General features: G+C 67.7%; 21 protein-coding genes and 1 pseudogene. 8 read left to right on the top strand and 14 right to left on the bottom strand.

The annotated features are described in order from the left end of the window. Positions 1–9: 9 nt before the first annotated feature. The 7 genes from AC4OR5_RS12935 to AC4OR5_RS12905 all read left to right on the top strand — a co-directional run bounded on the left by AC4OR5_RS12935 (position 10) and on the right by AC4OR5_RS12905 (position 7,832). Entirely contained in the window at positions 10–1,488 is a 1,479-nt protein-coding gene (locus AC4OR5_RS12935; RefSeq protein ID WP_003116356.1) for an ANL family adenylate-forming protein, read from the top strand. Then, complete coding sequence (locus AC4OR5_RS12930; protein ID WP_003116355.1) at positions 1,488–3,086, top strand: asparagine synthetase B family protein; 1,599 nt, start codon at positions 1,488–1,490, stop codon at positions 3,084–3,086. The genes AC4OR5_RS12935 and AC4OR5_RS12930 overlap by 1 nt, the downstream gene beginning before the upstream one ends. Next, positions 3,083–4,042 carry a clavaminate synthase family protein gene (locus tag AC4OR5_RS12925; protein WP_058152475.1) on the top strand — a complete coding sequence of 320 codons (960 nt, stop codon included), beginning with the start codon at positions 3,083–3,085 and terminating at the stop codon, positions 4,040–4,042. Before AC4OR5_RS12930 ends, AC4OR5_RS12925 begins: the two co-directional genes overlap by 4 nt. Continuing rightward, positions 4,039–5,268: an MDR family MFS transporter gene (locus AC4OR5_RS12920; protein WP_003082502.1), complete on the top strand. Its 1,230-nt coding sequence runs from the start codon at positions 4,039–4,041 to the stop codon at positions 5,266–5,268. Before AC4OR5_RS12925 ends, AC4OR5_RS12920 begins: the two co-directional genes overlap by 4 nt. Continuing rightward, positions 5,265–5,900 carry an alpha/beta fold hydrolase gene (locus AC4OR5_RS12915; RefSeq protein ID WP_031693390.1) on the top strand — a complete coding sequence of 212 codons (636 nt, stop codon included), beginning with the start codon at positions 5,265–5,267 and terminating at the stop codon, positions 5,898–5,900. Before AC4OR5_RS12920 ends, AC4OR5_RS12915 begins: the two co-directional genes overlap by 4 nt. A 117-nt stretch (positions 5,901–6,017) precedes the next feature. Continuing rightward, positions 6,018–6,716: a pirin family protein gene (locus AC4OR5_RS12910; protein ID WP_003133679.1), complete on the top strand. Its 699-nt coding sequence runs from the start codon at positions 6,018–6,020 to the stop codon at positions 6,714–6,716. A 180-nt stretch (positions 6,717–6,896) separates the two neighbouring features. Beyond that, positions 6,897–7,832 (top strand): DedA family protein/thiosulfate sulfurtransferase GlpE, encoded by a 936-nt coding sequence (locus tag AC4OR5_RS12905; RefSeq protein WP_009315493.1) that lies wholly within the window; start codon positions 6,897–6,899, stop codon positions 7,830–7,832. Between the two features lie 16 nt (positions 7,833–7,848). Here AC4OR5_RS12905 and AC4OR5_RS12900 read toward each other — a convergent pair whose 3' ends face one another. From AC4OR5_RS12900 to ycaC, 7 genes are all read right to left on the bottom strand, one after another. After that, a complete protein-coding gene (locus AC4OR5_RS12900) occupies positions 7,849–9,348 on the bottom strand; it encodes a flavin-containing monooxygenase (RefSeq protein ID WP_031693391.1) in 1,500 nt (499 codons plus the stop codon). A 166-nt stretch (positions 9,349–9,514) separates the two neighbouring features. After that, the gene (gene kefB, locus AC4OR5_RS12895) at positions 9,515–11,356 is read right to left on the bottom strand and encodes a glutathione-regulated potassium-efflux system protein KefB (protein ID WP_003086638.1); all 1,842 of its coding nucleotides are present in this window, start codon (positions 11,354–11,356) and stop codon (positions 9,515–9,517) included. Positions 11,357–11,358: 2 nt separating this feature from the next. After that, positions 11,359–11,832 carry an SRPBCC family protein gene (locus AC4OR5_RS12890; protein WP_003082488.1) on the bottom strand — a complete coding sequence of 158 codons (474 nt, stop codon included), beginning with the start codon at positions 11,830–11,832 and terminating at the stop codon, positions 11,359–11,361. Positions 11,833–11,991: 159 nt separating this feature from the next. Then, positions 11,992–12,939 (bottom strand): pirin family protein, encoded by a 948-nt coding sequence (locus AC4OR5_RS12885; RefSeq protein WP_003120552.1) that lies wholly within the window; start codon positions 12,937–12,939, stop codon positions 11,992–11,994. A 26-nt stretch (positions 12,940–12,965) separates the two neighbouring features. Beyond that, positions 12,966–13,523, bottom strand: a complete 558-nt coding sequence (locus tag AC4OR5_RS12880; RefSeq protein ID WP_003082483.1) for an NAD(P)H-dependent FMN reductase — start codon at positions 13,521–13,523, stop codon at positions 12,966–12,968. Positions 13,524–13,551: 28 nt separating this feature from the next. Then, the gene (locus AC4OR5_RS12875) at positions 13,552–13,959 is read right to left on the bottom strand and encodes an OsmC family protein (RefSeq protein WP_003086631.1); all 408 of its coding nucleotides are present in this window, start codon (positions 13,957–13,959) and stop codon (positions 13,552–13,554) included. A 142-nt stretch (positions 13,960–14,101) separates the two neighbouring features. Continuing rightward, entirely contained in the window at positions 14,102–14,719 is a 618-nt protein-coding gene (ycaC, locus tag AC4OR5_RS12870) for an isochorismate family cysteine hydrolase YcaC (RefSeq protein ID WP_003082476.1), read from the bottom strand. Between the two features lie 300 nt (positions 14,720–15,019). Between ycaC and AC4OR5_RS12865 the strand changes: the two genes are divergently transcribed. After that, positions 15,020–15,934: a LysR family transcriptional regulator gene (locus tag AC4OR5_RS12865; protein ID WP_058160310.1), complete on the top strand. Its 915-nt coding sequence runs from the start codon at positions 15,020–15,022 to the stop codon at positions 15,932–15,934. Positions 15,935–15,941: 7 nt separating this feature from the next. On the opposite strand, the gene AC4OR5_RS12860 is transcribed toward AC4OR5_RS12865, so the two are convergent. The 7 genes and pseudogenes from AC4OR5_RS12860 to ttcA all read right to left on the bottom strand — a co-directional run bounded on the left by AC4OR5_RS12860 (position 15,942) and on the right by ttcA (position 20,628). Next, positions 15,942–16,604, bottom strand: a complete 663-nt coding sequence (locus AC4OR5_RS12860) for an O-methyltransferase (protein ID WP_003086626.1) — start codon at positions 16,602–16,604, stop codon at positions 15,942–15,944. A gap of 19 nt (positions 16,605–16,623) precedes the next feature. Next, positions 16,624–17,157 (bottom strand): C40 family peptidase, encoded by a 534-nt coding sequence (locus tag AC4OR5_RS12855; RefSeq protein ID WP_003086623.1) that lies wholly within the window; start codon positions 17,155–17,157, stop codon positions 16,624–16,626. 82 nt (positions 17,158–17,239) lie between these two features. After that, positions 17,240–17,857, bottom strand: coding sequence for a C40 family peptidase (locus AC4OR5_RS12850; RefSeq protein ID WP_003082470.1), 618 nt, complete (start codon positions 17,855–17,857; stop codon positions 17,240–17,242). Positions 17,858–17,922: 65 nt separating this feature from the next. Beyond that, on the bottom strand, positions 17,923–18,693 hold the full coding sequence (locus AC4OR5_RS12845; RefSeq protein WP_023106975.1) for an NAD-dependent deacylase: 771 nt from the start codon (positions 18,691–18,693) through the stop codon (positions 17,923–17,925). Between the two features lie 12 nt (positions 18,694–18,705). Next, positions 18,706–18,999, bottom strand: a pseudogene (locus AC4OR5_RS12840) (helix-turn-helix domain-containing protein); the annotation flags it as partial. A gap of 86 nt (positions 19,000–19,085) precedes the next feature. Further along, positions 19,086–19,757 (bottom strand): DNA-3-methyladenine glycosylase I, encoded by a 672-nt coding sequence (locus AC4OR5_RS12835; protein WP_003109213.1) that lies wholly within the window; start codon positions 19,755–19,757, stop codon positions 19,086–19,088. Positions 19,758–19,803: 46 nt separating this feature from the next. Further along, on the bottom strand, positions 19,804–20,628 hold the full coding sequence (ttcA, locus tag AC4OR5_RS12830; protein ID WP_009315486.1) for a tRNA 2-thiocytidine(32) synthetase TtcA: 825 nt from the start codon (positions 20,626–20,628) through the stop codon (positions 19,804–19,806). Positions 20,629–20,695: the final 67 nt, after the last annotated feature.

Here is a 20,695-nt window from a genome sequence, read left to right as displayed (position 1 = left end):
GGAGCCGGCATGAGCAGCCTCCCCGTACCCGTATCGCTCGACAGCACCCTCCGCCATCTCGGCAGCGCCGACCCGCGGCGGCCGTTCCTGATCGACGCCCGCGAGCCGGAGCGCCCGCTGGAATACACCTGGGGCGACGCCGACCGCCAGGTCGATGCCCTCGCCGAGCAGATCGCCGCGCATGCCTGCCGCAGTGTCGGCGTGCTGCTCGACAACAGCTACCGCAACCTCTGCCTGATCTATGCGGTCATGCGCGCGGGCAAGCATCTGGTGCTGATCGATCCCGAGTGGGGGGAGGCCGCGAAGCAGGCCATCGTCGACGAGATGCGCCTGGAAGCGCTGGCCAGCGAACATCCGCTCGAGGGCGCGCTGGCCGGGCTGCGCCTGGCGCTGGACTTCGAGCGCCGCGCGACGCGCCGGCTCGACCGCGCCGCGCACAGCCACATGATCCTGTTCACCTCGGGCACCACCGGCCAGCCGAAAGGCATCGAACTCAGCCAGCAGGCCATGCTCCATGCCTACCGCATCGGCCGCGACTGCCTGGGCATCGGCGAGCACACGCGCTCCGGTTGCTTCTACCGGATCAGCGGCCTGGGCATCCTCGGCATCAATTTCCTCTTCCCGCTGCTGTACGGCGGCAGCGCGGTGCTCCTGCCGCTGCACTGCTGGGCCGACAGCGAAGGCTTCTGGGAATACGTGGAACGCTTCGGCATCAGTTTCCTCTACCTGGTGCCGCCGGTGGTCAACCACATGGTCAAGGAAGGCTCCCCGCCGCCGCGCCGCTTGCCGTTGCAGCGCCTGCTCTGCGTCGCCGGCTCGGCGCGCCTGGACGCCGACCTGCAGGCGGCCTTCCAGCGCGACTACGCGGCGCTGGCGAACATCTACGGCCTCAGCGAGTGCGGCTTCGCCTTCCTCTTCGGCAAGCGTCGCGGCGACGCGTTCGACAACTCGGTGGGACCGGCCGTCGGCCTGGAACTCAAGCTGACCGACCCCGACGGCCGCCCGCTGGAGGGCAGCGGCGAACGCGGGCGCCTGTGGGTGCGCACGCCGAGCCTGTTCTCCGGCTACGTCAACCGCCCCGACCTGACCGCCCAGGTGCTCGAGGACGGCTGGCTGAACACCCAGGACCTCGCCTACTTCGACGAGGACCGCTGCGTGCACGTCCTCGGCCGTTGCGACGGCACCATCAACAAGGGCGGCAACCTGTTCCACCTGAATGAATGCGAACGGGCGCTCAACGGCCTGGACGAGGTGATCGACGTCTGCTGCCTGAAGGTCGACTGCCCGCTCTATGGCGAAGACTATGTCGCCGTGATCCACACCGCGCCGCAGGTCGAGTTCGCCTTCCTGCCCTGGCTCCAGCAGCAGCTCGGCACCCTCCGCGCGCCACAGCGCGTGGTGCTGTCGCACCAGGCCCTGCCGCTGAACGGCGCCGGCAAGCACGACCGCCGTGCGCTCGCCGCCCTGCTGCAACGGGAAGCCTCGTGATGTGCGGCATCCTCGGTTACGTCGGCACCGGTTTCAGTGTCTCGCGCTTCGCCGGAGCGCTACGCCTGCTGGCCCATCGGGGTCCGTTCGGCGAGGGCATCGCGGCCCTGCCGAACGGCGCCATCGGCATGACCCGCCTGCCGATGTCCGGCGCCGCGGCGGTACCGCTGCCGCCGCAGGAGGGCCAGCGGCGGGTCGCCTACAACGGCGAGGTCTACCAGGCCGGCTGCGAAATCCATGGCGAGATCCGCCTGCTGCTCGACGGCTTGCAGCGCGGGGTACTGCCGGACGGCATGTACGCCCTCGCCAGCTGGGACCCGCAGACCCGGCAATTGACCCTGCTGCGCGACGAGTTCGGCATCAAGCCGCTGTACTACAGCTACCAGCCCGAGCGCGGCCTGCTGGCCTTCGCCTCCGAGCCGCGGGCGCTGCTGCACCTGCTCGGCGGCGCCCGCGCCGACGCCGAGGCGATCGCCCAGGTGGTCGCCGCCGGCGTGCCGCTGGAAGGCCAGACCCTGTTCCAGCAGGTCCGTCTGCTGCTGCCCGGCGAGGTGTTGCGCTTCGATCTCTCCCAGGAGCGTCCGCGCCTCTGCCAGCGCCAGCGGCTGGCCACCGCCCCGGCCAGCGAGGCGGACAGCCTCGACGAGCAGCTCGGCGAAACCCTCGAACGCTGCCGCCAGACCTTCCGCCCCTGCGCCCTGCTGGTCAGCGGCGGGGTCGATTCCAACCTGCTCGGCAGCTACCTGGACCCGCAGTTGCAACGCTTCCACCTGTGCCTGGAAGGCGACGAGGAAAGCCTGCTGCCACACCCTCGGCTGCAACGCTTCGAGCTGCGCCAGGAAGCCTTCATGCCGCTGCTGCGTCGCGCGGTCGGCAACTTCGGCGGGGCGACACGGATGTCCAGCCTACTGATGTACCAGCGCCTGGCCGACGGTATCGGCGAGCAGGGCTATCACTGCGTGCTTCTCGGCGAAGGCGCCGACGAACTGTTCTGGGGCTACCCGCGCCATCTCGAACTCTGGCGCCGGCGCGACGCACCGGAACCGCGGCGCTTCGCCGCCGCCTGGTTCGGCGAGTACCGGCGCAAGGCCGCGCTGCTGGCGGAGCCGGCGGGCCGACGGGTCGCCGAGCGGATCGAGGAACTCGCCCACGAGGCCCTCGGCCAGGGCCTCGAGGCGGCGATCGGCCAGTTCGACCTGCACTACTCGCTGGAGCCGCTGCTGCGACGCGCCGACCATCTGCTGATGTCGCGCACCATCGAAGCGCGCACCCCCTACCTGCATGGCGCCCTGGCGCAGCGCGCCGGGCGCCTCCAGCGGATCGTCGGCGACACCGCCAAGGCACCGCTGGTGGCGCTCCTGGAGCAGCGCGAGAAACGCTGGCAGGCGCAGCCGAAACGGCATTTCCGCCTGCCGTTCGAACGGTGGCCGCAGGCCCTCGGGGAAATGCGCCGGCACCTCGCCGAACGCCTGCCGGCGCTCCACGACCTCGGCCTGGAAGGCCTGGACGCACCGAGCGTCGCGGCGCTGCCCGGCGACCAGTTGTTCACCCTCACCACCCTGTCGCTCTGGCAGCAGGAATACGGAGCCTCGCTATGACAACCATCCATCGTCGCCCCGCGCCCTGGCGGGGCAACGCGGTGTTCTGCGCTTCGGCCGCTTTCGCCGCCGGCCTGGAAACGCTGTTCGCGCGCCTGCTGGAGCGGCGTCCCGCGGATAGCGCGGAGGCTCTCCTGCGCCAGCGCCTGCATCACGAACTGGAGCATGGCAGCGGCGTGCTGCTGCACGATTCCGCGCTGCTGCGCGGACTCGCCGAGGACGAATTCCAGCGGGTGTTCCGCGCATTCTGCCAATGGCTGGGACGCACCGTGGCGATCAACCGCAACGGCGAGTACCTCAAGGAAGTGCGCGACCTCGGCCTGCGCGACGCCCGCGACGCGCCGCAGCGCGGCCACCTGACCAGTCAGGAACTGGCCTTCCACTCCGATCGCGCCGACCTCACCGTGCTCGCCTGCTGGTCGCCGGCGCGTCGGGGCGGCGCCTTCCGCATCCGTTCCTCGGCCGACGTCCTCGCCACCCTGGAAGCCGCCAATCCGGCCTGGCTGCCCCTGCTCGGCCAGCCGATCCCCCACGACCTGCGCGACGAAGGCGACGCCGACTACGCGCTGGTGCCACTGCTCACGGAAAACCCACGGACCTTCGTCTTGCGCTATATCCGCAAGTTCAACGAATCGGTGACGCGCCACGGGCTAAGCCTCGCCCCGCAGGTGCGAAGCATGCTCGACGCGCTGGACGAGGCGATCGAACGCGCCGACGGCTATGCCGAACTGGACTTCAGCAAGGGCATGCTGGTGCTGGTGAACAACCACACCACCCTGCACGCGCGCACCGAGTTCAGCGACGACGAGCAGCAGCGCCGCTGCCTGCTGCGCTGCTGGCTGAGCAGCGAATTCACCCGCGAACTGCCGGAAAGCTTCCTGCCGCTGTTCCACCAGGTAGCCGCCGGCAGCCTGCGCGGCGGCATCCGTCCCCTCGCCCAGGAGCCCCGCCCGTGAGCGACAACACCTTCAGCGTACAACGCTTCCGCGCCCTGCCGACGGAAATCCACGTGATGCTCGTCGGTACGCTGCTGACCCGCGGCGCCTACTTCATGGTCTGGCCGTTCCTGGCATTGCTGCTGTGGCGCGAGTTCCGGCTGTCCGCCAGTGCCATCGGCCTGCTGCTGGCGCTGGCGACCGTCTGCGGCGCGCTCAGCGGCATCTATACCGGCTGGCTGTCGGACCGTTTCGGGCGCAAGCGCCTGATCTTCTTCGGCACCAGCCTCAGCGGGCTTTCCTTCGTGCTGCTGGGCTTCAGCGGCCAGCCGCTGTCCTACGGACTGGCGATCTCCGGGGTGAGCATCGGCTGCGCCCTGCTCGAATCCAGTTGCAAGGCGCTGATCGGCGACCGCGTCGAGGATCGCCGCTCGCGGGAACTGGCGCTCTACTGCCGGTACTTCCTGATCAACCTGGGCGCCGCCCTCGGCCCGCTGATCGGCCTGACCCTCGGCGTCGCCGCCCAGGCCGGCACCTTCCTGGTCACCGCGCTGGTCTACTTCTGCTACGGCCTGCTGCTCTGGCGCCTGCTGCACCACCTCGAACTGAAGCGGCGCAGCCTTGCCCCGCGATCCTCGACGGGGTTCCTCGAAGCCTGCCTGAGCATGGCCCGGCATCGCGCCTTCACCCTGCTGTTGCTGTGCAACATGCTGGCCGCGCTGATCTACGCCACCTTCGATTCGACCCTCGTGCAGTACCTCACCCGCAGCGGTTTGCCCGACGTGGTCAACAGCATCGCCCTGCTGGTGACCATCAACGCGCTGACCATAGTGGTCGCCCAGTTTCCCCTCCTCCGCCTGCTGGAAAACACCGGCACCGGCGGCCGCCTGATGCTCGGCATGCTGCTCATGCTCCTGGCCCAGCTAGGCTTCGCCTGGACCCCGGTGACCCTGTTCGCCGGCCTGGCGCTGGCCACGGTGGTGCTCAGCCTCGGCGAACTGATCGTGTTCCCGACCTTCAGCGTGGAGGTCGACCAACTGACCCCCGACGACCTCCGCGGCAGCTATTTCGGCGCGGCCAATCTCTACAGCCTCGGCACCGCGCTGGCGCCGCTGTACGGCGGGATCATGCTCGACCATGCCGGCAGCCAGGCGCTGTACCTCGGCCTGGCCGCGCTGTGCGGGGTGATCATGCTGCTGCAGGTCGGCGCGGTCGGCCTGCGCCAGGCCGAGCGGGCCGGCGGATGAGCGGCGCGCTGCTGGTCTCGGGATTTTTCCTGCGCCGCTCCGCCTGGTCCGTGGAAGGCGCCGGCTGGCGAAGCTGCGACCATCTGCGCGACGCACCCGGATGCGACCTGGCGCATTGGCTGGACCAGGCCGCCGCCACGCTGGCCGGCGAGGAGCGGGTGATACTCTGCGGCCACAGCTTCGGCGGCTACCTGGCGCAATGCCTGGCGGCCCGCCTGGGCGAGCGCGCCGCGCACCTGTACCTGTTCAGCGCGCTGGTCAGCGAGGGCGGCGGCGCGCTGGAAAGCTACCAGGACAGCGGCCAGGACAATCTCCTCGGGCTATGCCGCCTCGACCCGCTCGGAGGGCGGGTCCGCCTGGAAGACCGCGCCGGCTTCCTCGAACTGCTCGGCGCCGAGGTGCCGACCAGCGCCAGCGAACCCGCGCAATTGCTGGTCGACCCACCGCGGCAGGTTCGTCCAGCCTGCCCGGTCACCTACGTGGTGGCGGCCGCCGACCGGCTCAGCCCGCCGTCGCTGCAACGTTCCTTCGCCCGTCGCCTGGACGCTCGGGTGCGGGAATACCCGGGCGGGCACCTCGCCGCACTGGCGGACCCGCGCTTCCTTCGCGCCCTTATCGAATCTAATAATTAGATAGATAAATCCGAAAATACGCACTTTTTTATCGTAACGATCTGACGGATGATGACCCCATCAACCGCCCGCCCCCTCGCGCAAACGAGCGGCGACGGGCCCAATGGAGATCCGATCATGATCGAACGTCGTCCCTTCGACCGTCTGGGCCATGCCGACCACGGCTGGCTGAACGCGCGTCATCATTTTTCCTTCGCCGACTACTATGACCCGGAGCGCGAGGACTGGGGCCGCCTGCGGGTCTGGAACGATGACGAGATCGCCGCCGGCAGCGGCTTCCCGCCGCACCCGCACCGCGACATGGAGATCATCACCTATGTCCGCGAAGGCGCGATCACCCACCAGGACAGCCTGGGCAACAAGGGCCGCACCGAGGCCGGCGACGTGCAGGTGATGAGCGCCGGCACCGGCATCGTCCATTCGGAGTACAACCTGGAAGCCGAGACCACCCGGATCTTCCAGATCTGGATCATCCCGGACCGCCGCGGCGACCAGCCGCGCTGGGGCTCCAAACCGTTCCCGAAGGCCGAGCGCGACGGTCGTTTCGTCACTCTCGCCAGCGGCGACGAGCAGGACAGCGAAGCGCTGCACATCCGCGCCGACGCCGAGGTCGCCGCGGTGACCCTGAAGGCCGGCCAGAGCGCCGAGTACGCCCTGGAAAACGGTCGCCGCGCCTACCTGGTGCCGGCCACCGGCAGCATCGAGGTCAACGGCGTGCGCGCCGAGGCCCGCGATGGCCTGGCGGTACGCGACGAACCGACCCTGAAGGTCACGGCCCTGGAAGACAGCGAAGTGCTGCTGGTGGAAGTGGCCTGACCCGACAGCCCCTCGCCCCCCACGGGCGAGGGGCTGCTTTCGTTTCGCCCCAGCCCAGGGCCGCCTCTCTCGACGCAGCGGCGTTATCCGCCGCAACGCCTCCGGCCCTGCCGACTTGGTTCTTCCCAGCTTCACGCTTCGCGCTCACACTACCCGCAGAAGAATTCGAGAGGCTCCGCCATGCGTGAACTGCAACCCCTGCTGGAGAACCACGGGCTGCTCCTGCTGTTCCTCAACGTGCTCTGCGAACAGGCCGGGCTGCCGATCCCCGCCTACCCGGCGCTGATCGTCGCCGGCGCGCTGGCCATGCAGGGCGTCGGCGCGCCGCTGGGCGTGGTGCTGCTGGTGGTGGTGCTCGCCTGCCTGCTGGCGGACGTCGCCTGGTACCTGGCCGGGCGCCGCTACGGCGGCTTCCTCCTGCGCAGCATCTGCAAGGTCTCGCTGTCCCAGGACAGTTGCATCCGCCAGAGCCAGAACATGTACCTGCGGGTCGGTCCGAGGGCGCTGCTGATGTCGAAGTTCCTGCCCGGCGCCAGTGCGTTGTCCACCACCCTGGCCGGCATGACCCGCACCCGCCTGCGCCGCTTCCTCGCCTACGACGCCGCCGGCTCGGCACTCTGGGCCGGTTCCGCGCTGCTGCTGGGGGTGATCTTCAGCGATGCGGTGGACCACCTGCTGGCCCTGCTCAGCGACTACGCGGCCATCGGCGCGCTGCTGATCGCCGGCGCCTTCGCCGCCTTCATCGCCTGGAAGCTCTGGCAACGCCAGCGCCTGCTGTCGCGCAGCCGGCGGATTCCGCGAATCAGCGTGGAGGAACTGGAAAGCCTTCGCGAACAGGGGCAATTGCCGGTGATCCTCGATGTCCGCGCCCATCACGAAGACGAGCCGAGCGGCATTCCGGGAGCCATCCCGGTGGAGCTGAACGTGTCGCTGAAGGACCTGCCCGGCGACCTCAGGGACGCCAGCATCGTCATCTATTGCGCCTGTCCCCACGAACTTTCCGCCGCGATGCTCGCCCAGCGCCTCAACGCCTCCGGCTTCACCCGCACCTGGGCGCTGGCCGGCGGCCTGGACGCCTGGCGCAAGGCCTACGGGCAGGTCGCGGCGAACGCCTGAGCGGTGCCCGCCGGGTTCAGCCCAGGGCCTGCACCGCCGCGCCGCCGGCTTGCCGCTGCGGCGCCGGCGAGGAGAACACCAGGTAGCCGTCCTCGACCTTGCCGTAGCGCAGCAGCGCCAGGTCGAGGACGTAGTTCTGGTAAAGCTTCCAGGGCATCCGGTCGCCCTGCTTGGGCATGCGCTCGGCGGCGCGCTGGATGTAGCCGGAGTCGAGGTTGAGGAAGGGCTCCTCGCGCACGTCGCCGGTGCTGTCGCGGGCGGTCACCTGGCGCATGCCGGTGGCGTCCATGTGATTGATCAGGCGGCAGAAGTATTCGCTGGAGAGGTCCGCCTTGAGCGTCCAGCTGGCGTTGGTATAGCCGACCACCGCCGCCAGGTTCGGCAGGTCGCGCAGCATGATGCCGCGGTAGCCCATGCTCTGGTTGACCTGGAACGGCTTGCCGTCGACCGCCAGCTCGGCGCCGCCGAACATCACCAGGTCGAGACCGGTGGCGGTGACGATGATGTCCGCCTCCAGCACCTCGCCGGTCTTCAGGCGAATGCCCCGCTCGACGAAGCGGTCGATGTGCTCGGTGACCACCGACGCCTTGCCCTGGCGCAGCACCTTGAACAGGTCGCCGTCCGGCACCGCGCAGACCCGCTCGTCCCACGGCTTGTAGCGCGGGCTGAAGTGACGCATGTCGAAGCGCTTGCCCAGTTGCAGGCTGGCCAGCTTGAGCAGGACCTTGCGGACCAGGCCGGGGAAGGTCCTGGCGAGCATGAAGAAGACCATCTGCATGGCCACGTTGCGCGCCCGCGCCTGGCGGTAGATCCAGGTTTCCGGAAGGAAGCGGCGGAGGAAATTGGAGATCGCGTCCTTCTGCGGCAGGGTGATCACGTAGGACGGCGAGCGCTGCAGCATGGTGACGTGGGCGGCCTTGTCGGTCAGCGACGGCACCAGGGTCACGGCGGTCGCGCCGCTGCCGATCACCACCACCTTCTTGCCGCTGTAGTCGAGGTCCTCGGGCCACAGCTGCGGATGGACGACCTGCCCGGCGAAGTCCTCGCGACCGACGAATTCCGGGGTATAGCCGGCCTCGTAGCGGTAGTAGCCGGTGCACATCAGCAGGAACTGCGCGGTCATGCGCAGCGGCTCGGGCTCGTCGCCGCGTTGCACGTCGAGGTTCCAGCGCGCATTGGCGGAGTCCCAGTCGGCCCTGAGCACCCGGTGGCGGTAGCGGATCTTCCGGTCGATGCCGTTCTCCCGCGCGGTCTCCTCGATGTAGCGGCGGATCGACGGACCGTCGGCGATGGCCTTGGGATCGCTCCATGGCTTGAAGTTGTAGCCGAGGGTGAACATGTCCGAGTCGGAACGGATGCCGGGGTAGCGGAACAGGTCCCAGGTACCGCCCATCGCCGCGCGCCCTTCGAGCAGGGCGAAGCTCTTGCCGGGGCAATGCTTCATCAGGTGGTAGGCGGCGCCGACGCCGGACAATCCGGCGCCGACGATGAGTACGTCCAGGTGTTCGACAGGCATAAGGTTCCTCGATCGGCGGAAGCGTCCAGCCGTCTGCTGGGCTGATGCCCTCCACCCTACAGAGGGGATGCCGCGCGGGTATCCCAACCTTCGTACTGCGATATCCGCAAAGTATGGACCCAGGCGTGGGAATCACCCATGCCGGCGTACCGGCATGGGTCGGGCGCTAGGACGCGCGGGAAGGTTTCTCCGGGGTCTCCGCCGCTACTGCGCCACGGTCTTCCAACTGGTCGGTCTGGAACAGCGTCTCCAGCTCGACCCGCGCCTCGCGAGCGCTTTTGATCAGCGCGTCGCGGTCGTTGTAGAACAGGTGCTGGGAGGCCAGGACCTCTTCGTCGTGCCGACGGAAACGACGGATCCGCGCGTCCGCCTGTTCCTCGCTCAGACCCAGGCCGCAGAGCACCATGCGGCTCATCTCCAGGCTGGAGAAGAAGGTCTCGCGCACCGGCTCGACCCCGGCGTCGAGCAGCAGGTGGACGTGCTGGCGGTTACGCGCGCGGGCGATGATCTTCAGGTGCGGATACAGCTTGCGCACGCGCTTGGCCGTCTCGATGTTGGTCTCCGGGTCATCGGTGGCGATGACGAAGAACTCGGCCTTCTCTACCTGGGCCGCGCGAAGGATCTCCGGGCGCATCGGGTCGCCGTAGAAGATCGGGATCGCGCCGAGGGTACGGGTCAGCTCGATGGTCTCCACCGAGGTGTCCAGGGCGATGAACGGCACGCGCTGGGCGCGCAGCACGCGAGCGACGATCTGGCCCATGCGGCCGACCCCGGCGATCACCACGCGCGGGGTGTCGTCGTTGTCGATGCGTTCCATTTCCGGCGGCGGCTTCGTCGCCTCCGGCTCCTTCGCCAGCAGGCGCGCGAGGCCGAGTACCAGCAACGGGGTCAGGGCCATCGACAGGGTGATGGAAAGCACCAGCAGGTTGTGCAGGTCGTTCTGGAACAGGCCCTGGTCGCGGGCCATCTTGAACACGACGAAGGCGAACTCGCCGCCGGCCGCCAGGACCACGCCCAGGCGCAGCGCCGAGGCCTTGTCGAGGCCGCCGGAAATGCGTCCGACGAAGTACAGCACCGGCGCCTTCAGGGCGATCAGCAGCACGGTCAGGCCGAGCACCATCCACGGCGACTTGAGCAGCAGGCTGATGTCCGCGCTCATCCCCACGCTGATGAAGAACAGGCCGAGCAACAGGCCCTTGAACGGCTCGATCTGCGCCTCCAGTTCGTGGCGGTACTCCGAGTCGGCCAGCAGCAGGCCGGCGAGGAAGGCACCGAGGGCCATGGACACGCCGGCCAGCTCCATCAGCAGCGCGGTGCCCATCACCACCAGCAGCGCGGTGGCGGTGGACATGTCCTGCAGCTTGGTCTGGGCGACGATGCGGAACACCGGGCGCAGCAGGTAGCGGCCACCGACCACCACCGCGGCGATGCTGCCGACTACCTTGAGGGTCTGGGTCAGTTCGCTGCCGCCGGCGTCGCTGTGCGCACCGCTGAGCAGCGGGATCATGGCGATCAGCGGGATCGCCGCGATGTCCTGGAACAGCAGGATGGCGAAGGCCAGGCGGCCATGGGGCTGGGTCAGTTCCTTGCGCTCGGCGAGGATCTGCAGGCCGAAGGCGGTGGACGACAGCGCCAGGCCCAGGCCGAGCACCACCGCGCTGTTCACCGGTTGGTCGAAGCCGACCAGGGCCACGGTGCCGATCACCACGCCGGTCAGCAGCACCTGCAGCAGGCCGACGCCGAACACCGACTTGCGCATCACCCACAGGCGCCGCGGCGACAGCTCCAGGCCGATGATGAACAGCAGCAATACCACGCCCATCTCGGAGATCTGCGCGACGCTTTCCGGGTTGTCCACCAGGCCCAGCACGCTGGGACCGATCAGCACGCCGGCCAGCAGGTAGCCGAGCACCGCGCCCAGTTGCAGGCGCTTGGCCAGCGGCACCATGAACACCGCCGCGATCAGGAAGACCACGCCGGACTGGAGAAAACTGCTTCCGTGTTCCACGCTCAACTCCCGCTGGCGGCGCTGGCGCCGAACCGGTCGCGGATGGTGGCGATGGTCTCCACATCCATGGCGATATAGGCCTGCTTGACGAAGGCGTCGTAGGGCAGTTCGTCGCCCAGCGGCTGCAGGTAGCGGGTGCAGTAGGCGAAACGCACGAACAGCGAGCCGGGCTCCGGCTCCTCGATGGTCATGTCGAGGCTGCCGCCGGCCACCTCGGCGCTCGGCTTGATGCTGTAGTGGGCACTGTCCGGCGCCTTCAGCACGACTTCGTCCTCGACTACCAGACCCGGCAGGTACAGGCGCCGGTGCAGGCGGTCGCCGTCATCGACGAGGATCTCGAAACGCTCCAGGCCGACGACGAAATACTGTGGCTCGCGCGCACGGCAGACCAGGCCTTCCCAGAGTTGCAGCCGGTCGAGGACCGGCAGGTCGACAAGTGTCCGGTCGTTGACCTGGACCAGGTGTTCGAATTGCATGTGGCTCACTTCCTGTTCGGTGCATGCGATAGGCGAGTTCTGACCGGCGATGGGTGCAGAAAGTTTTCCCGCTGCCGGCGAATCGCCAGACCGCAGGTCCACAACGATCGCCGACAGGCATTCGAGGACGCCGCCGGGGCCCCCGGCGGCACATCGACCTCACTCGGCGTCGATCTTCCAGGGAATCGGCGGAGCGCTCAAGCGCGGCCCTTCCAGGGCGTCGAGCCGGCCGAAGCGGGCATCCCCCTCCTCCCAGGCCTTCTGCGCCCGGGCGATCTCACCCTTGCTGTGGCCGACGAAGTTCCACCACATGAAGATCTCCGCGCCGAACGGTGCGCCGCCCAGTAACAGTACCCGCGCGCCTGGATCGAGTTGCAGTTGCAGGCCGTCGCGGCCGTCGCCCAGGTAGGCCAGTTCGTTCACCGCGAAATGCTCGCCGCCCACTTCCAACCCGCCTTCCAGCGGCAGCAGGCCGTACTCGAAGTGCGGGTCGAGCGCCAGTTGCAGGGTCGAGGCATCGTCGCAGGCCAGGTCGGCGCCGAGCAGCGGCGAGTAAAGCCGGCACGGCGCCTGCCGCCCGTCCAGAGCGCCGGCCAGCAGGGTGAAGGTGACCCCCTGCTCCTGCCAGCGCGGCAGGTCGGGATGATGGTCGAAGGCCGGGGCGATGTCGCGCTGCTCGTAGGGCAGCGCGATCCACAACTGCGCGGCGTGGGCGTGGCGCTCGTCGGGCAGCGACTCCTCGGTGTGGGCGATGCCATGGCCGGCGGTCATCAGGTTGACCTGGCCGGGGCGGATCACCTGGACGTTGCCCAGGCTGTCGCGGTGCAACGCCTCGCCCTGGATCATCCAGGTGAAGGTCTGCAGGCCGATGTGCGGGTGCGGGCCCACGGCCAGGCCGCCGCCAGGTTCGAATTCGGCGGGACCGGCATGGTCGAGGAAGCACCAGGCACCGATCATCCGCCGCTGGCGCGACGGCATCAGCCGACTGACGGTGATCCCGCCGCCGATTTCCGCGGCACGCGCGGTGACCCGTTGCAGCAGGTGTTCGTGGCGTTCCGGACAGTCCCGCGAGGAGGACAGGTCGCAACGCTCTTCGGTATTGCTCATGTTCAGGCTCTCCGGTGACGAGGCATTCAACCGCGCAGGCGGCGCACCCATAGCTGCAGGGCCTGCAACTGCTGCTGGATCAGCTCGCGCGCCTTGTCGTCGAGCAGCCGGCCCTGGGCATCGAAGGCGTTCTGCGCGCTGGAGATCATCACTTCCGGCTTGTTCAGCGGATGAACGTCGAGGAACACCAGCGTCTGGCGCAAGTGATACTGCGCCCGCGCGGTGCCGAAACGCCCGGCGCTGGCGCCGAGGATCGCCGCCGGCTTGCCGGAGAACGGCTGCTCCGGCGGCCGCGAGGCCCAGTCGATGGCATTCTTCAGCACCCCGGCCATCGAATAGTTGTATTCCGGGGTGGCGAACAGCAGCGCGTCCGCCGCGCGAATCTGCTCGCGGAAGCGTTCCACCGCGGGCGGGAAGCCGAGGGCGTAGACGTCCTCGTTGTACAGCGGGATGCCGGAGATGTCCGCCAGCTCGATGCTCATGCCCGGCGGAACCAGGCCGATCGCCTCCTGCAGCGCCGCGCTGTTGTAGGAGCCGCTGCGCAGGCTGCCGGAAATGCCCAATACCTTGATGTCGTCGCTCATGCCGTGCTCCTCGATGTGTGTGCGGGGTTCAGTCGCGCAGTTGGCTGCTGACGCTGACCTCTCCGGAGAGTACACGATGGATCGGGCAGGCATTGGCGATCTCCAGCAGACGCTGGCGTTGCTCGGCGTCGAGATCGCCGGCCAGGCGGATGTCGCGGCGGATATGGGTGAAAGGCTCCGGCTTGGTGCGTTCCTCGACGATGTCCAGTTGCACGTCGATGCCTTCCAGCGGCCACTCCTTGCGCTGCGCGTACATCGCCACGGTGATCGCCGTGCAGGCGCCCAGCGCCGAGAGCAGGATCTCGTGCGGCGAGGGACCGCTGTCGCCGCCGCCGAGGGCGGCCGGCACGTCGCTCAGCCACTGGTGGCTGTCGTCGCCGAGGGTCACGCGGTAAGGGGTGGCGCCGAGGGAAGCGTTGACGACCTGGGTAGCCATGGGGTTTCTCCTGTGCATGGGGGGCGTGCCGGAACCTCGGGTTCCGGCGAAGCGGCATTCCGATGAAAACACCTGGACGGAAAACGACACAAGGCACCCGATGGTCGGAGTGCCTTGTGTCCGGGACAGCGGCGAAGCCGGCTTACTTCTTCGTGCCGAAGCTCTGGATCAGGTTGGCGTACGCCGGCAGGTGGCCGCCGAGGATGGCGCCGAAGCCTTCGATGTCGTTGCGCCAGTCGCGGTGCAGTTCGCAGCCGACGCTGAACCAGTTCATCAGTTGCGCGCCGGCGGCGGTCATGCGCGCCCAGGCGGCGTCGCGCACCACCGGGTTGAAGGTGCCGGAGGCGTCGGTGACGACGAATACGTCAAACCCTTCCTCCAGCGCCGAGAGGGTCGGGAAGGCTACGCAGACATCGGTCACCACGCCGGCGATGATCAGTTGCTTCTTGCCGGTGGCCTTGACCGCCTTGACGAAGTCCTCGTTGTCCCAGGCGTTGATGTTGCCGGGGCGGGCGATGTACGGGGCCTGCGGGAACATTTCCTTGAGTTCCGGCACCAGCGGGCCGTTGGGGCCGTCCTCGAAGCTGGTGGTGAGGATGGTCGGCAGGTTGAAGAACCTGGCGATGTCGGCCAATGCCAGGACGTTGTTCTTGAACTCGTCCGGGCTGAAATCGCGGACCAGGGAGAGCAGGCCTGCCTGGTGGTCGACGAACAGCACCGCCGCATCGTTCTTGTCGAGTCGCTTGTAGGTGAAGGACATGGTGTTTCTCCGGTCTCGGGCGGCGTCCGTCGCCGCGCGGTGTGAAACGAAGCGCCTCCTGGGAGGCATGCATGGGCGGTCTCGGGAGCGCACGCCGCCCATCAAGAGTAGTGACAGCGACAGCGATTTACCGCCCGGCAAAATGCGAAAACGGTGTTCTCGATACCAGAACAATGCCATTCCCCGGGCGCGCTACGCTTGCCCTGCCATTGCCGTTCCTGCACGTTCGACGCGCGCGTCCCCTTACCAGGAGTTCTCCCGCATGCGACAGTCTGCCTCCCGATTGTTTCGAGATTCGCCATGAGCCTGCGCCTTGAAGACATACAGGCCTTCCTCAACGTGGTCGAGCTGGGCAGCATCAGCGCCGCCGCCGAACGCATGAGCCTGTCCAAGTCCGTGATCAGCAAACGCGTCAGCGACCTGGAGCGCCACCTCGGCGTGCGCCTGCTCTACCGCTCGACGCGCAACGTCGAGCCGACCGAGGCCGGCGGCTTCTTCTACAAGTCGGCCAAGGCCTCGCTGCAGGACCTGAACAACGCCGCGGAAAGCGTGGCCCTGCGCGAGAACGACCTGTGCGGGGAATTGCGGGTGATGGCGCCGATGAGCTTCGGCACGCTCTGGCTGGGGCCACTGGTGATGGAATTCATGGCGCGTAACCCGCGCCTGGAAGTGGTCCTGCAACTGGACGACCGGATCGTCGACTTCGAGAAGGAAGGCTACGACCTGGCGATCCGCATCACCCGCCTGCAGGACAGCTCGCTGATCGCCCGCCAACTGGGCACCAGCCGCCGGATAGTGTGTTGCAGCCCGGAATACCTGGAACGGCATGGCCCGCTGCAACGCATTGAAGACATCCTCTGCCATCCCTGCATCGGCTACAGCCACAACACCCCGTCGCAGCTATGGAGCTTCGAGCCGCGGGTGGCCGGCGAGCCGGCGCGGATGATCACCCCGCGCGGACGCTTCAACACCAACAACGGCCAGACCATGCGCGACGCCGCGGTGCGTGGCCTGGGCCTGGCGATGCTGCCGCTGTTCATCGCCGCCGAGGACCTGGCCGCCGGCCGGCTGGTCGAGGCCCTGCCGCAGGAGCGGCCGCTGGACGACCTGATCTACGCCATGTATTCGCGAGCGGCAACCCTCTCGCCGAAGGTGAAGCTGTTCGTCCAGTTTCTCCAGCAGGCCCTGGGCAGCCCGCCGTGGGGCGTGCGCTGAGCCTCGCTCAGCGCTTGCGGCAGACGCTCAGCCCGTCGCCGATCGGCAGCAGCGAGTAGTCCACCCGCGCGTCGTTCTTCAGCGCCAGGTTGAGCTGCTGGATGCCGCGGGTATCCGCACTCTTCGGCTGCGCTTCGAGCACCCGGCCGCTCCACAGCACGTTGTCGAAAAGCACCAGCCCACCCTGGCGCACCAGCGCCAGCGCGGCCTCCAGGTATTCGGGGTAGTTGGCCTTGTCGGCGTCAATGAAGGCCAGGTCGAATTGCCCGGCCAGACCTTCGTCGAGCAACGCACGCAGGGTTTCCAGGGCGGGCCCGAGGCGCAGCTCGATGCGCTCCTCGACAGCGGCTTCGCGCCAGTAGCGGCGCGCGGTGAGATGGTAGTCGCCGGGCAGGTCGCAACAGGTAAGGCGCCCCTGCTCGCCAAGGGCGGTAGCCATGCACAGGGCGCTGTAGCCGGTGAAGGTGCCGACCTCCAGCGCCCGCCGCGCACCGATCAGGGTCAGCAGCAAGGCGATGAACTGGCCCTGCTCGGGGGCGATCTGCCAGCGCGCGTTGGGCAGCTTCGCGGTTTCCTCGCGCAGGCGGGTCATCAGCGGGGTTTCCCGCAGCGAAACGTCCAGCAGGTAGCGGTAGAGGTTGTCGTCGAGGTTGAGGGTGCGGGTGGTCATCGGCCCTGACCTCCCCGCCTCAGGGCATCCGCGCCAAGGGTGACGGCGCGACCAGCACGCGCTTGGCGTCCAGGTACGCGCGTTGCCAGTAGCTGTTCTGCAGGCTGTCCAGGCGCACCGTGCCGCCGGTGCGCGGCGCATGCACGAAGCGACCCTCGCCGACGTAGATGCCGGCATGGCTCACGGTGCGTCCACCGGAGGTGGCGAAGAACACCAGGTCGCCGGTCTGCAGGGCCTGCACCGGCACGCTGGGCGCGCGCATGGAAATCATCTCGCGGGTCGAGCGCGGCAGCTTGATGCCGGTCATGTCGCGGTAGACGAAGTTGATCAGGCCGCTGCAATCGAAGCCCGAATCGGGCGTGTTGCCGCCCCAGCGGTAGGGCGTGCCGACCAGGCCGAGGGCACGGAACAGCACATCGTCGGCGGCGGGCGAGAAATTCGTCGCCGGACGGAATACGACCTGTTTGGCGGGCGCGGGGGGCGGCGCTTTGCTGGCGCAGGCGGTAAGCAGCGCAGCAAAGGCGAGGATCGAGAATCGGGCCAGTGCATGCATAGTGGAAGCCTTCCTGGTGAGGAATGCTTCCACTTTGCTACGACAAGGAGTTAAACGCAATACTTAAAGTAAAACTTTAAGTTTAGCGCTTGCTCGTCAGGGCGTCCTTGTAGCCGGGTTCGAGCACCCGCTTGGCTTCCATGTAGCTCAGGCTCCAGTAGCTGGAGTCCAGGCTGTCCACCCGCACCCCGCCGCCGCGGCGGCTGGCGGAATGGATGAACTGGCCATCGCCGATGTAGATGCCGGCGTGGCTGACGCGGCCACGGCCACGGTTGTTGAAGAACAGCAGGTCGCCCGGCTGCAGCTCGTCCTTGGAGACCAGCGGCACGTCCATATCGATGAGTTCGCGGGTGGAGCGCGGCAGCTTGATGCCGGCCTCTTCGCGGAACAGGTAGCCGACGAAGCCGCTGCAATCGAAGCCTTTCGCCGTCGTACCGCCGAAACGGTACGGCGTACCGATCAGTTCGAAAGCGCGCTCGAGGATGCTGGACGCCAGCGCAGGCGTACCAGCCGATGAATTGTCCGCCCCTTCGTCCTCAACATCCTGCCAAGCGATCGCGTCGCGTTCGACGTCGATGCTGCTCTTGGCTGCGGTCGGCTCTTTGGCGACCTGCGGCTCCGGCGAATGGCTGGCGCAAGCGGCCAGCAGCAGAACGAAACTCATGGGCACGAGGGGTGCTAAGCGTTTAAGCATGGGCACGACCGTGTCTCATTAGTTTTACTAGCGGGCTAATTTGCCTTCTCGATCAATCCTATGCAAGTTTTTTATCGATAAATGTGACTTACCACCTGCGGCATGATGTCTAAGGCTCGTCCTGTCATTTTCACATCGACCCGCTCGCTGAGCTCGGTCACGCCAGGATTCACCTCCGCGGTGAAGCCTCCCGCCTGCCGCGTGCGCAGCACCGGTTCGACGATATAGGGGAAGCTCGCGGTGGTTCCCACCACCAGCACCGCATCGAAGCCTTTGCGCAATTCGCGGTACAGGGTATCGATCGCCTCTTCCGGCAACATTTCCTCGAACAGCACCACCGGTGGCCGCAGCACCCCGCCGCAAGCCGCGCAGCGCGGCGGCAACTGGCCGTGCAGATGTTCCTCCAGGCCGCCGCTCTCGGCACCGCAGGACTGGCAGTAGAGCGGCGCCAGTTCGCCATGGATCTCGATCAGCCGCTCGGCCGGCGAGCCGGCCTGGCGATGGAAGCCGTCGATGTTCTGGGTCAGCACCCAGCATTCCGGCTTGCGCTTCTGCAACTCGGCAATGGCTTCGTGGCCGGCGTTGGGCCGGGCCGCCAGGCAAGCCTTGCCGAGTTCCGCGAGGTACTTCCAGCACAGCGCCGGATCGCGCCGCAGCATCGGTCCGGAAAGCGCCGCCTCGATCGGCAGGCCCTCTTCCGTGCGACCGTTGTAGAGACCGCCGAGGCCACGATAGGTGGGCATACCGGAGTCCGCGGAGAGGCCGGCGCCGGTGATGACCAGGATGCGTTCGGCGCGCCGCAGGGCCTGGGCGACGGTGGCGATCGGGCTGTGGCTGTCCATGGTTGGCTCCTGTCAGGCTGGCGGATCGAGGGAAGCCGGCAAGCCGAGCCGGCGCATGCGCCCGAGCAGGGTCGTGCGCGGTATCCGCAACCGGGCGGCGGCCCGGGAGAGATTGCCGCGCGCCTGGCGCAAGGCGTCTTCTATCAGGTTGCGCTCCTGTTGCGCCAGCGCCCGCTCGCCAAGGGCGGTGACACGCGGGTTGAGACTGCGCGCATCGCGACGGACGAAGGCCCGCGCCAGCAGTTCCACATCGCCGGGACGCTCGCGCAGCGACGGGATGCACAGGCTGCCCACGTCCAGGCGATAGTTCGGCAACCCCGCCGAAGGCACCGTCGCGGCGCGGGTGCTGGTCCTCGCGCGGAGGACCGGCAGCGGTCGGCTGAGCCTCTAGCTCAGTGATTGACCGTATGCGCCAGCATCACCGACAGCTGGCACAGCGGCCGGCCGCTCTCCTCGCGCCACTGGTTGAAGGCTCCCTGGACGGCCGCCAGGTCCTTGAGGCTGGTGGGCGGTTTGTCGATGATCTCCTGGGCCTTCAGCGCGGCGACCATGTCGTCGCTGGGAATGAAGGTGTCCTTGCCGGCCATCCGCAGGAAACGCGGCGCCGACAAGCCGCCGAGCTGGTTGCCGCGCTTGGACAGCAGCTTCCACAGGCCGACGATGTCGGTTTCCGGCCAATCCGCGAGAAAGTTGCCGAAGCTGCCATGCTCGCGGGCCAGGTCGAGCACCATCTGCGCATTGCGCGGCACGCTCTTGAGCTTGCCCAGGTGGCGGATCAGGCGAGCGTCCTGCATCAGCCGCTCGAGATGCTCGGCGCTCATGAGCACGACCTTTTGCGGATCGAAGCCGAAGAACACTTCCTCGAAGGCCGGCCACTTGGCGTCCACCAGGCTGTGCTTGAGGCCGGCGCGGAAGATCCGCAGGCTGATCAGCGACAGGTAGCGGTCGTCACCCAGCGCGCACAGCTCGGCGGCGCTCTTCGGCTGCGGCAGGCGCGCTTCCAGCGCCTCCCTGGAGCCGAAGCGGTTCAGGCAGTATTCGTACATCCAGGCGTAGTCGCGCATCGGGAATCCTTGCAGACCGTAGGGAAGAACTGACCGGCGGCGCGGCTCAGAGGTTCATCACGTCGAGGAAGCGCGGCGCGGCGTTCTCGTCGATGCGCAGGTTGGCGAAGTCGAACAGGTTGCGGTCGGCCAGTTGCGACGGCACCACGTTCTGCAGGGCGCGGAACATGATCTCGGTACGCCCCGGCGATTTGCGTTCCCATTCCAGCAGCATTTCCTTGACCACCTGGCGCTGCAGGTTCTCCTGCGAACCGCAGAGGTTGCAGGGGATGATCGGGAACTCCTTGAGCTGGGAATAGGCCTCGATGTCCTTCTCGCTGCAATAGGCCAGCGGCCGGATCACCACGTTGCGCCCGTCGTCGGCCAGCAGCTTCGGCGGCATGGCCTTCAGGGTGCCGCCGTAGAACATGTTGAGGAAGAAGGTCTCGAGGATGTCGTCGCGATGGTGACCGAGGGCCATCTTGGTCGCGCCGATCTCGTCGGCGAAGGTGTACAGCGTGCCGCGGCGCAGGCGCGAGCACAGCGAGCAGGTGGTCTTGCCTTCCGGGATTTTCTCCTTGACCACCGAGTAGGTGTCCTTCTCGACGATGTGGTACTCCACGCCGATCGACTTCAGGTACTCCGGCAGGACGTGCTCGGGAAAACCGGGCTGCTTCTGGTCCATGTTCACCGCAACGATCTCGAAGCGGATCGGCGCGACCTTCTGCAGGTAGAGCAGGATGTCGAGCATGGTGTAGCTGTCCTTGCCGCCGGACAGGCAGACCATGACCTTGTCGCCATCCTCGATCATGTTGAAGTCGGTGATGGCCTCGCCGGCCAGGCGGCGCAGGCGCTTCTGCAGTTTGTTCTGATTGACCGAAAGGGTGCCCATGGTGCTCTGGAATCCGGGTGTTCGAGGAGAAAAGCTGGCTATTTTACGCACAAAGCGACGCCGACCC

The organism is Pseudomonas sp. YA1, from assembly GCF_058680555.1.
Note: the sequence above shows the minus strand (reverse complement) of the source record. Positions and strands in the feature narration are given on the sequence as shown.

Excerpts from the sequence above, each read along its gene's own strand:
- AC4OR5_RS12935 (WP_003116356.1), top strand. The coding sequence starts at position 10 with ATGAGCAGCCTCCCCGTACCCGTATCGCTCGACAGCACCCTCCGCCAT.
- AC4OR5_RS12930 (WP_003116355.1), top strand. The coding sequence starts at position 1,488 with ATGTGCGGCATCCTCGGTTACGTCGGCACCGGTTTCAGTGTCTCGCGC.
- AC4OR5_RS12925 (WP_058152475.1), top strand. The coding sequence starts at position 3,083 with ATGACAACCATCCATCGTCGCCCCGCGCCCTGGCGGGGCAACGCGGTG.
- AC4OR5_RS12915 (WP_031693390.1), top strand. The coding sequence starts at position 5,265 with ATGAGCGGCGCGCTGCTGGTCTCGGGATTTTTCCTGCGCCGCTCCGCC.
- AC4OR5_RS12910 (WP_003133679.1), top strand. The coding sequence starts at position 6,018 with ATGATCGAACGTCGTCCCTTCGACCGTCTGGGCCATGCCGACCACGGC.
- AC4OR5_RS12905 (WP_009315493.1), top strand. The coding sequence starts at position 6,897 with ATGCGTGAACTGCAACCCCTGCTGGAGAACCACGGGCTGCTCCTGCTG.
- AC4OR5_RS12900 (WP_031693391.1), bottom strand. The coding sequence starts at position 9,348 with ATGCCTGTCGAACACCTGGACGTACTCATCGTCGGCGCCGGATTGTCC.
- AC4OR5_RS12890 (WP_003082488.1), bottom strand. The coding sequence starts at position 11,832 with ATGCAATTCGAACACCTGGTCCAGGTCAACGACCGGACACTTGTCGAC.
- AC4OR5_RS12885 (WP_003120552.1), bottom strand. The coding sequence starts at position 12,939 with ATGAGCAATACCGAAGAGCGTTGCGACCTGTCCTCCTCGCGGGACTGT.
- AC4OR5_RS12880 (WP_003082483.1), bottom strand. The coding sequence starts at position 13,523 with ATGAGCGACGACATCAAGGTATTGGGCATTTCCGGCAGCCTGCGCAGC.
- AC4OR5_RS12875 (WP_003086631.1), bottom strand. The coding sequence starts at position 13,959 with ATGGCTACCCAGGTCGTCAACGCTTCCCTCGGCGCCACCCCTTACCGC.
- ycaC (WP_003082476.1), bottom strand. The coding sequence starts at position 14,719 with ATGTCCTTCACCTACAAGCGACTCGACAAGAACGATGCGGCGGTGCTG.
- AC4OR5_RS12865 (WP_058160310.1), top strand. The coding sequence starts at position 15,020 with ATGAGCCTGCGCCTTGAAGACATACAGGCCTTCCTCAACGTGGTCGAG.
- AC4OR5_RS12860 (WP_003086626.1), bottom strand. The coding sequence starts at position 16,604 with ATGACCACCCGCACCCTCAACCTCGACGACAACCTCTACCGCTACCTG.
- AC4OR5_RS12855 (WP_003086623.1), bottom strand. The coding sequence starts at position 17,157 with ATGCATGCACTGGCCCGATTCTCGATCCTCGCCTTTGCTGCGCTGCTT.
- AC4OR5_RS12845 (WP_023106975.1), bottom strand. The coding sequence starts at position 18,693 with ATGGACAGCCACAGCCCGATCGCCACCGTCGCCCAGGCCCTGCGGCGC.
- AC4OR5_RS12835 (WP_003109213.1), bottom strand. The coding sequence starts at position 19,757 with ATGCGCGACTACGCCTGGATGTACGAATACTGCCTGAACCGCTTCGGC.
- ttcA (WP_009315486.1), bottom strand. The coding sequence starts at position 20,628 with ATGGGCACCCTTTCGGTCAATCAGAACAAACTGCAGAAGCGCCTGCGC.